We start from the raw sequence: 12,888 nt of genomic DNA on the forward strand, positions 1-12,888 counted from the left end.
GCAGCTGAGACCGTTCCGTTCGGATCAGCTGAAGCGTTGGTACGGGTGTGCCGTTCGCTGACGCGCAGTGGGCGCGGATCGAGCCGTTGCTGCCGGATCGGGCGCTGAAGCGGGGCGGCCGGTGGCGTGATCACCGTGAGGTGATCGATGCGATCGCCTGGAAGTTCCAGACCGGCTCGCAGTGGGTCCACTTGCCGGAGAAGTACGGCTCGTGGGAAGGCGCTGAGGTCCGGCCATGCCTCCAGCTGGAGCATGACGCGGTCGACCACGGTCATAACCTCAGCTTCACGTGGACGCTCCCCAGAAGACAACCGGGCGTATCCCGTATCAGCCATGGATGGGCCGGGCGTGTGAGGCGCCGGTTCATGGTGATGCGATCCGGCGCCACCACGGTTCTCGGAACCACCACGGTCTTCCGGCCCTGCCCGGCCCTGAAGCGTTCCAGCGCACGGTCACCCCGTCCCGTGCGGCCAGCCCGCCCGCGATGGTGAGCGAGGCGGTCACCACGGTGAGCCGCCGACCGCGCGGCAGCGCCTCGGCGATGAGCTGCGGAGTGAACCCCTCGTCGACGAAGACCGTTTGGTGTCCTCGAGCAGTTCCGCCGCGGCGGTGGCGATGCGCCCCTTCTCCGGTACACGCGGGACGCGTCGGTTGCCGCGCCGTCGACCGGCCCCGGCGCCGGGTTCATGGCGCGTGCCCGCGCCGGCGGTGCGGGTGCGGGCACGCGCCTGCGAGGGGTGGCATTCGAGTTCTACCGTCAGACGGGCGAGCCGCGCGGACTCGTACTCCTGGGAAACCTGACCGTTTATGCCCGCACTGCAGAGACCGAACGCTCTGGCCACGGGCGGTTCCCCCATTCGCCTCCCATCCGCTGTGCCCGTGGCGCCCCTCTTCGGTGCCCGAATCGCGCCCGAGTGGCGGCCCGAATGGCTGAGCGGAATTCAGTCAACCCAACGCGGGCTCGCTAATTGGCCAATCTCCGTTCGGCATTGAAGTACCCCTGTCATTACCTGAACTTGACTCGTAGCCTGAGTGAACGTCAGGTAACGCACTGGTCAAGGATGTGACGAGCGTGCGTTGAGTGATTCGTCCCGGCGCGGCCGCGCCCTACCGGGCGCCTGCCGAACCCCCCGGGATCCCCGAGGAGGAACGATGACTCTGCAGCAGACGACCACGTACCCCAGCCTGCGGGAGATGCTGGGGCGGCACCGTCTCGTGCGCGCAGCCGGGGCCCATGACGCCCTGGGGGCGAAACTGGTGGAACGAGCAGGCTTCGAGGCCGTGTGGGCGTCGAGCTTCGAGATCTCCGCGGCCCGGTGCCTGCCGGACGCGAGCTTGCTCACCATGACCGACTACCTGGAGGCCGCGGCCCACATGCAGCGCGTGTGCGGCATCCCGGTGGTGGCCGACGTGGACACCGGCTTCGGGGGCGTACTGAACGTCGCCCACATGGTGCAGGAGTACGAGTCGGCCGGGATCACCGCGGTCTGCATGGAGGACAAGGTGTTCCCCAAGATGAACAGCTTCGTGGAATCCGCGCACACCCTGCTGGACACGGGGGAGTTCTGCCGCCGCCTCGCGATCGCCAAAAGCCGGCAACAGACCGAGGGATTCCTGCTGATCGCAAGGACCGAGGCATTCATCGACGGCCTGGACGCCGAGGAGGCGTTGAACCGCTGCATGAAGTACGTGGAGGCAGGAGCCGATGCGGTGCTGGTCCATTCCAAACAGAAGACCCAGCATCAGATCGAGGAATTCCTGGCCGACTGGGACGACCGGGCTCCCGTGGTGATCGTCCCGACGACGTATCCGTCGTGGCCGGCCGAACGGGCCCGGCAGGCAGGGGCGTCCATGGTGATCTACGCCAATCAAGCCCTGCGCGCGACCGTGAGTTCGGTACAGCAGACCCTGCGCAGCATCTACGACAAGGGGTCGTCGGAAGGCGTGGAGGCGGACATCGCGCCCGTGTCGGAGATCTTCGAGCTCCAGCGCCTGAACGAATGGATCGAGCTGGACAAATGATCACTGCCGAGCAATTCGTGGACCAGTTGCAGGCGGTCGGACTCGGTCACGCGACCGGCGTTCCCTGCTCGTACTTCAACGGGCCCATCGTGGAGATGACCCGCAGAGGCCGGTACGTTCCCGCCGTGAACGAAGGAGCGGCGCTGGCGCTGGCCGCCGGATCGGTCGTCGCCGGGCGGAGGACCGTGGTGATGCTCCAGAATTCCGGCTACGGAAATCTGGTCAATCCCCTCACGTCGCTGCTGATGCCGTACCGCATTCCCGTGCTCGTCTTCATGAGCCTGCGCGGCTGGCCGGACCCGGCGGGCGACGAACCGCAGCACGCGGTGATGGGCAGCACGGTCCATGACCAGCTGAAGGCACTCGGGGTCGAATACTGGACGCTGTCACCGGATGCCGTGAGCCTGGATGACGTCCTCCTCCCGGCCATGGAGGAACTCGCGCGCGGAGGACCGGCGTTCATCCTCGTACCCAAGGGAACGGTAGGGGGAGCCGATCCGGCCCACTGTCCGCTCGCGCCACGGGAGACGTCCCGCCTCACCCGGCGCCAGGCAGTGACCGGGACGGCGGAGGCACTGCCCGACGCCTTCTACGTATCCACGACCGGATACGCGTCCCGTGAACTGTTCGCGGCCCACGACACGCCCCGCAACTTCTATATGCAGGGCTCCATGGGGCACGCCCTGGTCTTCGCCCTCGGCATCACCCGCGCCGTCACCGATCGGCCCGTCGTCGTCCTCGACGGCGACGGCGCACTGCTGATGCACTTGGGCAGCATGGCCACGGCCGGAGCGGTGCAGGCGGCGAATCTGGTGCACGTCGTGCTCGACAACGGCGTGTACGAATCCACAGGAGGACAGGACGCGGGCAGCGACGCGGTGTCCTTCTGCGACATCGCCCGGGCGACCGGATACCGAACGGCGCAGTCGTGCAGCAGCCCGGAGGACCTCGCACAAGCACTCAAGAGCGTGCGCGACGCTCCGGGCCCGCACTTCCTCGTCGCCCGCACGGCCGCTGTTGCCGACAGCGTTCCGCCACGCGCCACGAGCGCACTGACCGCCGAGCGCATTCATGCCCGGTTCTCCGGCGAGATCGAGGGAGGGTCCCGGTGACGTCCTCCGATCACCTGCGGCTCAACCACATCGCGGGCGCCTGGCACGCCCCGGCCGGCGCGAAGTTCCAGCCCAAGCGCAATCCCGGTGATCTGACCGACGTCATCGGGGAATTCCCCGAGTCCTCCGCGGACGACGTCACCGAGGCCGTGGACGCGGCATCCGAAGCGGCCGCAGCCTGGAGCCGCACCGGTCCCGTGGAGCGCGCCGAGTACCTCTACCGGCTGGAACGGCTGCTCCATGCGCACGCCGACGACCTAGCCCACGCCATCACCCGCGAACACGGCAAACCGCTGCGTGACGCCCGGGGCGAGGTGGCGCGCGCATGCGCCATCACCGCCTTCTTCGCCGGCGAGGGGCGCAGACTCGGCGGCAGGACCGCCCCGGCCGACGACAACGACACCCTGGCCCTCACCTTCCGGGCTCCGATCGGGGTCGTGGGCCTGATCACCCCGTGGAATTTCCCGCTCGCCATCCCGGTGTGGAAGCTGGCCCCCGCTCTGGTCTCCGGGTGCACGGTCGTCATGAAACCGTCCCCCTTCACCCCCCTGACCGCCGCGCTCCTCACCGATCTGGTGACCCGGGCGGGACTCCCCACCGGCGTGGTGAACCTGGTCCAGGGCGGGCGGACGGCGGGGGAGGCCCTGGCCGCCGACGCCCGGGTCCGGGGCGTCTCCTTCACCGGCTCGGTACCCGTCGGCCGCGCCATCCAGATCGCCGGCGCCCCCCGCTTCCTCCGCACCCAGCTCGAAATGGGCGGCAAGAACGCCGTGATCGTCCTTGCGGATGCGGACCTCGACCGGGCCGCCGCCGCTGTCGTCCACGGGGCGTTCGGGCAGTCCGGCCAGCGCTGCTCGGCCACCAGCCGCCTCGTCGCCGACGTCCGGATCAAGGAACAGCTGATCGAGCGCATCGTCGCATCGGCCTCCCGGCTGCGGGTGGGGCCGGGCCTGGACGAGCGCTCCGACCTCGGCCCCTTGATCAGCGCGGAACGCCTGGCGGCCTGCGAGGAGGCGGTCGCCGAGGCAGTGTGCGACGGCGCCGTGCTACGCCTCGGGGGAGACCGGCCGAGCCGGGACACCGTGCCGGACGGCCACTACTTCCGGCCCACGGTCGTGGACGGTGCCGACCCCGGCAGCCCCCTGGCCCAGGAGGAGATCTTCGGCCCCGTGCTGACCGTCCTGGGATGCGACGGCTACGAGGACGCGATCGCCTTGGCCAACGGCGTGCGCTACGGCATGTCCGGGACTCTGTTCACCCGTGACTCGCGCGCCATGTTCGCGGGCATGCGCGACCTCGAGGCCGGAATGATCCACATCAACCGGCCCGGTGTGGGTGCCTACCCCCACCTCCCGCACGTGGGCACCAAGGAATCCCAGGCAGGCCCGGCCGAATGCTCGGCGGAAACGCTCGACTTCTACACCGAGACGCGCTCGGCCTGCCTCGACTACTCCTGAGACGGCCCCGGTCGTCCCCGCGCCGAAGGATGGCGGTGTCCGTGTCCAAGTCTTCCCCGTCGGGAGTTTCCCCTCCCGTCCGTGCCGGAAGGATCTATTACGGCTGGTGGCTCGTCGCCGTCATGGGCGTGATGACGATCGTCGCGTACGGCACGAGCCAGTACCTCTTCGGCGTGCTCCTCAACCCCGTGCTGGACGACCTCGGAGGCTCACGCGCGGGCCTGTCCTCCGCGTACTCCCTGTCCCTGGTCATCTCAGCGGTCCTGGGCATCCGGGTCGGCCGGATCGTGGACCGTCGTGGGGCCCGCGCGGTGCTCACGGCCGGGTGCGTCGTCAGCGCCCTGTCCCTGCTCGGCCTCGCCGCCAGCCATGACCTCCCGTCCTTCTACGTGGTCTGGTCCGTGGGCATCGGCACGTCCATGGCGCTGACGCTCTATCCCGTCACCTTCATCGTCGTCACCAACTGGTTCGACCGCCGACGGGGCTCGGCCATGGCCCTGCTGACCACGCTCGGCGGCCTGGCCTCCCCCCTGTTCATCCCCCTGGTCGGCTGGCTGATCGCCCACGGATCCTGGCGCACGAGCCTGGTCGTCCTCGCCGTGTGCCAGCTCGCCATGGCCCCGGTCGGCGCGCTCTTCGTCCGGCGCCGGCCGGAGGACCTCGGCCTGCGGCCGGACGGGGTCGGCGACGCAGCGCCCGCGGGCGACACCGCGGCACCAGGGGGTCACTCCACTCGCGAAGCGTTGGGCACCCCCGCGTTCTGGTGCCTGACGGCGGCGGGGTGTGCCGGAATGCTCGTCGCCGGCGCACTGATGGTGCACCAGATCCCGTACATGATCTCCCGGGGCATGTCCCCGGTCACGGCGTCGACAGTCGCCGGCATCACCGGCCTCGCCAGCATCCCCGCCCGCCTGGTGCTCAATCTGCTCGCAGAGCGTGTGGAGAGCCGGCACCTGCTGAGCCTGTCCCTGGCCGTCATGGCACTGTCCACCGTAGTGCTGTGCTTCGCCCGCAACACCTGGGCGTTCGTCGTGTTCGCGCTGCTCTTCGGCGCCGGATACGGAGGATTCAACCCGCTGCGTGCCACCGCGCTCGCCGACCAGTTCGGCCGGAGTCACTTCGGCGGGATCCAGGCGTGGAAGAACGCGGCCGTACTGCCCTTCTCCGCCGCCGGACCGACCCTGGTCGGCTACCTGATCGACATCAACCACACCTACCTGCCGGGTCTGCTGACGATCGCCGCCTTCGCTGTCCTGGCTGTTGCGGCCAGTGGTTTCACACCGGCTCCACGACCGCCTCGACCGCTCGAGCTGCGGCGTTCCTCGGCACTGCGGCGTTGATCACTACGACGGGCGTGCGGTGACCTGCCCGGGGACTCACCGCCTTGCTTTCATCTTGATGTCAGGTGCCCTTTACGCATCAGTCTCCCCAGTGCCGACATATGGGGCACACACTCACTCGTACCCCGCGTGCATCGGTGACGTCGATCGTGCGCGGTGCCGGCAACCAGATCCGCTGGTTCCCCTCGCGCAAGGATGCAAGGTCTCGTGCCCATACCTGTCACCCTTCACGGCCGCGCCGTCCGGCTCGAGCCGCTTGCAGCACACCATGTCGAGGCGCTGGCTGCGGCTGCTGCCGAGGACAGGGGCACGTATGCCTTCACGCCGGTGCCCAGTGGGGTGGAGGCGACGGAGCGGTACGTCGCCGACGCGCTGGCGGCCCGGGCGGCGGGGCGGGCGCTGCCGTTCGCCACGGTGCGGATCCCGGACGGCCGGGTGGTGGGGTCCACGCGCTTCTGCGAGCTGGACTACTGGCAGGGCCCCGTGCCCTGGCCTCCGGCCCCGCGCGGCCCGCTGGGCCCGGTGCTCACCGCGATACCCGACGCGGCGGAGATCGGGGGCACCTGGCTGTCCGCGCGCGCCCAGGGCACGGGGATCAACACCGAGGCCAAGCTGCTGATGCTGCGGCACGCCTTCGAAACCTGGGGCGTCCGCCGCGTGTCCCTGCGCGCCGACGCCCGTAACCTGCGCTCACGCGCTGCGGTCGAGCGCCTCGGCGCGGTCCTCGAAGGGGTCCACCGTGCCCACTCCCGCGGTCTGGACGGGGTGGTCCGCAGTACGGCGTTCTACTCGATCCTGGACGAAGAGTGGCCCCAGGTGCGAGAACAGCTCGAGCAGCGGGTCGGGGCGCGCCCGGACGCGCCCCGGAGGCACCTGCTCGTCCCGGCGTGACGCGCGCGCGGAGGCCGAGGTGCCGGCCGTCCAGCCTGTTTTCGGGTAGCCGCACGGGCTATGCGTCCCGGCCTCCGTCGATGCGCTGCAGCAGGCCGAGCAGCGTTGCACCGCGGGACTCATCAGGAGGCCCGTCCTGATCGACCGACATGAGGCCGGTCGGCCAGGTACCGGCCGGTCCTTCGTGGGCGTGACGCTGACGCGTGAGCGTCACTGCACCCGGTGGCCCTCGAACGGTGCTGCCCGGCGCTCGTGGGCGGTGACCGGGGGCAAGTGGGGGGCGTGGTTGACCAGTCGGGCGGAGTTTCCGACGACCGCGATGCTGCTGGTGTTGTGGAGCAGGGCCGCCAGGACCGGGCTCATCGTTCCGCCGGCGCCCGCGAGGAGTCCGATCAGGTTGACTCCGATGGCGAGTCCGTAGTTCTGGCGGACGACGCGCAGGGTGTGGCGGCTGAGTTCGACGACGGCGGCCACCTGACGCAGGTCGTTGCCGGCCAGGGCGATGTCGGCGGTCTCCAGCGCCACGTGGGAGGAGTGCTCGCCCATGGCGATGCCGACGTCGGCCAGGGCCAGGGCGGGGGCGTCGTTCGTCCCGTCGCCGACCATCGCGACCGTGTGCCCCTCGGCCCGGAGGTCGCGGATCAACTGGAGTTTGCCCTCGGGGAGGGCGTGGGCGTGCACTTCGGTGATGCCGAGGGCGTCGGCGACGACCTGGGCGGTCTCGGGCGCGTCGCCGGTCAGCAGGACCAGCCGCGAGACGCCGAGGTCCCGCAGCTGCCGGACGACGGTCTCGGCGCCGTCCCGTACGGCGTCCGACACGCCGAGCATGCCGATGAGGTCCTGGTCGCGGGCCAGGCAGATGACGGTCTCGCCGCCGCTGCGCAGGCGCTCGGTCCAGCCCCGGGCGTTCTCGGTGAGCTCCACGCCGTGCCGGCGCAGGAGCGCGGGGCTGCCCACCAGCAGGCGTGTGCCGTCGAGTTCGGCGCGCATGCCCATGCCGAGGACGACCTCGCACGCCTGGTGGATGGGGATGTGGAGCCGCTCCTCCTCGGTGCGGGCCACGATGGCCTGGGCCAGGGGGTGCAGGGCGTGCAGTTCGCCGGAGGCGGCCAGGCTCAGGACCTCGTCGGCGGTGAACCTGTCGCTGAGGGTCACCACGCTGGTGACCAGCGGCCGCCCGAAGGTGAGGGTGCCGGTCTTGTCGAAGACGACGGCCGTGACCCGCCCGACGCCCTCGAGGTGGGTGCCGCCCTTGATGAGGGTGCCGCGGCGGGCCCCGTTGCCGATGGCGGCGCTGATGGCGGTCGGGGTGGCCAGGCCGGCCGCGCACGGGCAGGCGATGAGCAGCATGGTCATCGCGCGGCGCGCGTCCCGGGTGACGGCGTAGGTGAGCGTGGCCAGGGCGAAGGAGACGGGGACGAACCGCCGGGTGAAGCGGGCGGCCACGGTCTGGATCGGCGCCCGGTCCGTCTGGGCCTCCTCGACCCGGGTGATGATCCGCCCCACGGTGGTGTCCCGCCCGACCGAGGCCGCGCGGACGGTGAGCGAACCGGAGGTGAGGATCGTTCCGGCGTAGACGTGGGAGCCGGCGCGGGCGTAGACGGGCAGGGCCTCGCCGGTGACGGCCGCCTGGTCCACGAGCGCTTCCCCGGCGACGGCGTGCCCGTCCACGGGTATGCGGTGGTGCTCGTACACGGCGACCTCGTCCTCCGGCTCGACGTCCGCGAGCGCCACCTCGGCCTCGACGCCGTCCCGCACGAGCCAGACGCGTTCCTCGCCGATGGTGAGCAGCTCCTCGATGGCGCGTCGCGTGCGGCGCAGGGTCAGGGTCTGGAGGAACTCGCCGATGTTGAGCAGCCACAGCACCGTGAGGGCGACGACGTTCTCGCGCAGGACGAGCGAGATGAGCGTCGCCGCGGTGACCAGGGTGTCGGTGCCGGGGGAGCTGCGGCCCCGGAGCGAGCGCAGGGCGCCGCGGAAGAAGGGCAGCCCGGTGAAGATCGTGACGGTGGCGGCGAACCCGGAGGAGCCGAAGGACAGGCGCGGCCGGCGCAGCAGGCGGCGCAGCGCGATGAGCGCGAGCACCGCGCCGCCGACGACCAGCCGGGCGACCTCACCGGTGGAGGAGTCGGGCAGGGAGCGGGTGGCCTTGACCGGCGCCGAAGCGGGTGGTGCCTCCTCCAGCGCCGCGACGAGCCGTGGGACGTCCAGGTCGTCCTGCGCCACCCAGATGACGACGCTCCCGGTGCGCGGGAAGACCCGCAGGGCACGGAAGCCGGGTACGCCCGCCAGCCGCTCGTCCACCTGGCCGGCGCTGCCGGGGCGGGCCCGCAGCCACGGCACGTCCAGCCGGGCACGGCCTGCTGCCACGGAGCGTACGACCACGCCGGACATGATCAGTGCTCGTGTCCGTGGTCGTGGTCCTCGGTGCCGACCGCGGACGGGGGTGATGCCTCCTCGCCCAGCGTCGTGCGGGCCTCGGCGAGCATGTCCCCGGCCTTCAGCCGCGCTTCCTCGGCGGCGGAGGCGAGCCACCGGCCGGCCACGATGCCGCCGGCGATGCCGCCCACGAGCGCCTTCCTGGCGGCGGGCTTCGCCTCCGGGAGACGTTTGGAGGCTCCTTGGATGATCAGTCCGCCCACCACCCCGGAGATGGCGTAGTGCGCGAGACGGCCGGCTGCGGCGCCGGCGAGAGCGACGGGGTGCATGGAGCGCTCCTTCCGTACCTGCCGGGACAGGGCTGTTCGGAGTCTCGTGTCCAGTGTGCGCCTGATCGATGGCCGAGGCATACGAGGCGTACAAGGTGTAGGAGGCACACGAGGCGTACGAGGCCTTGGCGTCGGCGGCAGCCGCTCCGGCTCCGTGGCGCGTCAGGCCACGGCGGTCCGGCGCGCGCCCGCGAGACGGCAGCCGAGGTAGATCGCGAAGGAGATCGTCGTGACGTACGGGCTGACCGGCAGCGTGCTGCCGAGGGCGAGCAGGAGACCGCCCTCCATCGACACCAGCGCGAAAGTGACGCTGAGCAGCGGCAGCACCACGGGCGACGCCGTGACGCGCGCGGCGGCGGCCGCCGGGGTCACGAGGAGCGAAAGGACCAGCAGCGCTCCGACGATCTGTACGCACAGAGCCACGGCGAGGCCGAGGACGAGCATGAACGCGAGGGACAGGGCCCGCACCGGCACGCCCCGGGCCGCGGCCACCTCCGGATCGGCGCTGGCGAACGTCAGCGGCCTCCACATGATCGCGAGAACGACGAGCACCACGGCGGACGTGCCGACGAGCCACGCCGTCTGCGGGGTGGCGACGGCGACGATCTGGCCGGTCAGGACGCCGAACTTGTTCGCCGCACGGCCTTTGTAGAGCGACAGGAACAGCACGCCGAGGCCGAGACCGAAGGGCATGATGATGCCGATCACCGCATTGCGGTCGCGCGCCCGGACCCCCAGGGCGCCGATGGTTCCCGCGGCCAGGAGCGAGCCGACGATGGACCCGGCCACGATATTCATCCCCAGGAACAGCGCGGCCGACGCTCCCGCGAAGGACAGTTCACTGATGCCGTGCACGGCGAACGGCAGGTCCCGCATGACGACGAAGACCCCGGCCAGGCCGCCGACCAGCCCGAGCAGAGCTCCGGCGAGCAGCGCATCCTGGGCGAGTGCGAGCAGCTCGCCGTAGTGGTCGAAGCCGAAGATCTGACCCAGGATGCCGGTGTCCTGCTCGCCGTCGGCGAGCACACGGCCGACCGCGCAGCCTCCGGGACGGGCGCAGCCGGTCACGGCGGCGCACCATTGCCCGGCCCGCTGCCGTCCGGCCTGGTGTTGTCCGTGCCGCCCGCATGGTTGTGCACGGTGCTGTCGTCCGGGGCTCCGGCGACGACGATCCGGTCCCGCACCCGCACCACGTCGACGCGGGTGCCGTACAGCCGGGACAGGGTCGCCGAGGTCATCACCTCGTCCGGCGGGCCGATGCGGAATCCTCCCCGGGCCAGGTACAGGACCCGGTCCACCATGCTCAGCACCGGGTTGATCTCGTGCGTCACGAACACCACCGCGGTGCCGGCGGAGCGGCGCCGCCGGTCCACCAGCGCGGTGACCGAGCGCTGGTGGTGCAGGTCCAGGGAGAGCAGCGGCTCGTCGCAGAGCAGGATCCGCGGGTCGGTGGCAAGGGCCTGGGCGATCCGCACGCACTGCAGCTCACCGCCGGAGAGACGGCCGAGCGGCACGTCCGCGTACGCCGTCGCCCCGACCACCTCCAGCAGCTCGTTCACCCGGCTGCGGGTGGCGGCGGAGGCGGGCCGGGGGCCCCAGCGGTGGCCGTCCAGGCCGAGCCGCACCAGGTCACGCGCCCGCAGCGCCGTGACGGCGGGCAGGGTCTTGTGCTGCGGCACGTAGCCGATGCGCCTGCTGCCGTTGTGCGGGGGCCCGCCCAGCACGATCACCGATCCTGCGGTGAGGGGCTGCCGGCCCAGGAGGACCCTCAGCAGGCTGGTCTTGCCGGAGCCGTTCGGTCCCAGCACCGCGAGGAACTCCCCGGGCCGCATGTCGAAGGTCAGGCCGCGCCACAGCAGTTTCGGGCCGTAGGCCAGCTCGGCGCCGCGCAGGCTGACCACCGGCGCGGGGGATCGGTCGCGGCTCGTCACGAGTCCAGGGCCTTCCCGAGCGCGTCCACGTTGGCCCGCATCCAGCCGGTGTAGTCCTGGCCGCGGGGCAGGGTCTCGGTCACCGGGACCACCGGGATGCCGTTGTCCCGCGCGGTCCGCTCGGCCTTCTCCGTCGGCGGCCCGGCCGTCTGCTCGTTGACGACCAGGGCCTCCACGCGCTTTCCGGTGAGGAGCCCGAGCATCTGCCGCATGGCGCTCGGGGAGACCTCGCTGCCCTCCTCGACGGCCTCGCTGAATTCCGCCGGTGTGCTGTTCCGCAGCCCGCACGCCTCGGTCAGGTAGAGCGGCACCGGCTCGGTGACCGCCACGGCGGCGCCAGGGTGCTCCGCCTTGATACGGGCCTCCGCGGCGCGCAGAGGGGCCAGCTTGTCGTTGAAGGCCCTGGCGTTCCGCCGGAAGAGGTCGCCGTCGCCGGGGGAGGCCTTCGCGAGGGCGTCGGCGATGCGGTCGGCGAGCCGGCCGGCCGTGGTGAGGTCGTACCAGACGTGCTCGTTGAGCTCGCCGCCCGCCGGGGCCGTCTTCCCCGAGACCTGTACTGCGTTGATGACCTCGGCCGACGCGTTCTTCGCGGTACGGAGCATCCTGCCGACGAAATCGTCGTAACCGCCGCCGTTCTCGACGACGACGCGCGCTCTGGACAGCGCCAGCTGGTTCCGGGCGCCGGCTTCGTAGGAGTGCGGGTCCTGGGCGGGGTCGTCGATGAGCGAGACGACGTCGGCCTTGTCGCCCCCGACCTGCCGCACGATGTCCCCGTACACGTTCGTGGACGCCACCACCCGTACGGCGGACGCCGGGGCGGCGCTGCCCGTACCGGTGGCGGGCCCGGACCCCGCTCCACCGCCGCAGCCGGAGGCCGCCGCCGTGCACAGCACGGCGAGGAGGACCGGTGCAGGGGCCCGCATCCGCATACGCGTCCTCCGGGAACAGAGGAAACCGGAACGGTTATCACCTCATTGTCCCCGCGTAGCCGCGTGCCTTCCAGCGGAGGGCTCCGGGACCGTGGCGACGGAGTTGGTAATGGGATCCAATTTTACGTAGCGCGGCCCGGGCATCGAAGGACGACGCGCAGGCCGCCCTGTGATCGTCCGGTTCGCGTCGCCGGGGGCGACGTCGTGGGCGGTGTCGGTCAGATGCTGTTCTTCACCGCTGATCGAGGGCGGCCCGGGCCCGCCGTTCGATGAAGATCAGGACGTAGTCCCGGATGCGGGCGTCGCGCATGCTGTCCTCGGCCGTACGGACGGCCGCCTCGACGACCGAGGCCGGGAGGGTGCCGTAGCGGCTTGTCAGTCGCTCGGTGAGGGCGGCTATTTCGCGGCGCTCGTGCTCCTGGCGGCTGGTGTCCGGGCCGCTCGCGGTCTGTCCGTTCATGACCGGTGCTCCGGGATCCGCCGGGCTTCCGGACGGTG

Annotated in this window: 12 protein-coding genes and 1 pseudogene; 6 read left to right on the forward strand and 7 right to left on the reverse strand. The window is 71.2% G+C overall.

Features of this window, described 5'->3' with window-relative positions; translation table 11 throughout:
- Positions 1-47: 47 nt before the first annotated feature.
- The gene (locus AS857_RS42175; RefSeq protein WP_107105470.1) at positions 48-491 is read left to right on the forward strand and encodes a transposase; all 444 of its coding nucleotides are present in this window, start codon (positions 48-50) and stop codon (positions 489-491) included.
- On the opposite strand, the pseudogene AS857_RS40770 reads toward AS857_RS42175, so the two are convergent.
- Positions 448-641 (reverse strand): annotated as a pseudogene (locus tag AS857_RS40770) (sugar phosphate isomerase family); the annotation flags it as partial. The gene AS857_RS42175 and the pseudogene AS857_RS40770 sit on opposite strands and share 44 nt — an antisense overlap.
- A 511-nt stretch (positions 642-1,152) precedes the next feature.
- Between AS857_RS40770 and AS857_RS00090 the strand changes: the two are divergent.
- The 5 genes from AS857_RS00090 to AS857_RS00110 all read left to right on the forward strand — a co-directional run bounded on the left by AS857_RS00090 (position 1,153) and on the right by AS857_RS00110 (position 6,822).
- On the forward strand, positions 1,153-2,022 hold the full coding sequence (locus AS857_RS00090) for an isocitrate lyase/phosphoenolpyruvate mutase family protein (protein ID WP_058041004.1): 870 nt from the start codon (positions 1,153-1,155) through the stop codon (positions 2,020-2,022).
- Entirely contained in the window at positions 2,019-3,134 is a 1,116-nt protein-coding gene (gene aepY / locus AS857_RS00095; RefSeq protein ID WP_058041005.1) for a phosphonopyruvate decarboxylase, read from the forward strand. Before AS857_RS00090 ends, aepY begins: the two co-directional genes overlap by 4 nt.
- On the forward strand, positions 3,131-4,591 hold the full coding sequence (locus AS857_RS00100) for an aldehyde dehydrogenase family protein (RefSeq protein WP_058041006.1): 1,461 nt from the start codon (positions 3,131-3,133) through the stop codon (positions 4,589-4,591). The genes aepY and AS857_RS00100 overlap by 4 nt, the downstream gene beginning before the upstream one ends.
- Positions 4,592-4,632: 41 nt before the next feature.
- Positions 4,633-5,931, forward strand: coding sequence for an MFS transporter (locus AS857_RS00105; protein ID WP_160330158.1), 1,299 nt, complete (start codon positions 4,633-4,635; stop codon positions 5,929-5,931).
- Positions 5,932-6,138: 207 nt separating this feature from the next.
- The gene (locus AS857_RS00110; RefSeq protein ID WP_058041008.1) at positions 6,139-6,822 is read left to right on the forward strand and encodes a GNAT family N-acetyltransferase; all 684 of its coding nucleotides are present in this window, start codon (positions 6,139-6,141) and stop codon (positions 6,820-6,822) included.
- A gap of 210 nt (positions 6,823-7,032) precedes the next feature.
- On the opposite strand, the gene AS857_RS00115 is transcribed toward AS857_RS00110, so the two are convergent.
- The 6 genes from AS857_RS00115 to AS857_RS00140 all read right to left on the reverse strand — a co-directional run bounded on the left by AS857_RS00115 (position 7,033) and on the right by AS857_RS00140 (position 12,850).
- Positions 7,033-9,216, reverse strand: coding sequence for a heavy metal translocating P-type ATPase (locus tag AS857_RS00115; RefSeq protein ID WP_058041009.1), 2,184 nt, complete (start codon positions 9,214-9,216; stop codon positions 7,033-7,035).
- A gap of 2 nt (positions 9,217-9,218) precedes the next feature.
- Complete coding sequence (locus AS857_RS00120) at positions 9,219-9,530, reverse strand: DUF1490 family protein (RefSeq protein ID WP_058041010.1); 312 nt, start codon at positions 9,528-9,530, stop codon at positions 9,219-9,221.
- 162 nt (positions 9,531-9,692) lie between these two features.
- Positions 9,693-10,556, reverse strand: a complete 864-nt coding sequence (locus tag AS857_RS00125; protein WP_058041011.1) for a metal ABC transporter permease — start codon at positions 10,554-10,556, stop codon at positions 9,693-9,695.
- Between the two features lie 38 nt (positions 10,557-10,594).
- Positions 10,595-11,461, reverse strand: a complete 867-nt coding sequence (locus AS857_RS00130) for a metal ABC transporter ATP-binding protein (protein ID WP_058041012.1) — start codon at positions 11,459-11,461, stop codon at positions 10,595-10,597.
- Positions 11,458-12,384, reverse strand: coding sequence for a metal ABC transporter solute-binding protein, Zn/Mn family (locus tag AS857_RS00135; protein ID WP_107105482.1), 927 nt, complete (start codon positions 12,382-12,384; stop codon positions 11,458-11,460). The genes AS857_RS00130 and AS857_RS00135 overlap by 4 nt, the downstream gene beginning before the upstream one ends.
- Before the next feature lie 238 nt (positions 12,385-12,622).
- Complete coding sequence (locus AS857_RS00140) at positions 12,623-12,850, reverse strand: three-helix bundle dimerization domain-containing protein (protein ID WP_058041014.1); 228 nt, start codon at positions 12,848-12,850, stop codon at positions 12,623-12,625.
- Between the last annotated feature and the right edge of the window lie 38 nt (positions 12,851-12,888).

Source organism: Streptomyces roseifaciens (assembly GCF_001445655.1).
Classification (GTDB): Bacteria; Actinomycetota; Actinomycetes; order Streptomycetales; family Streptomycetaceae; genus Streptomyces; species Streptomyces aureoversilis.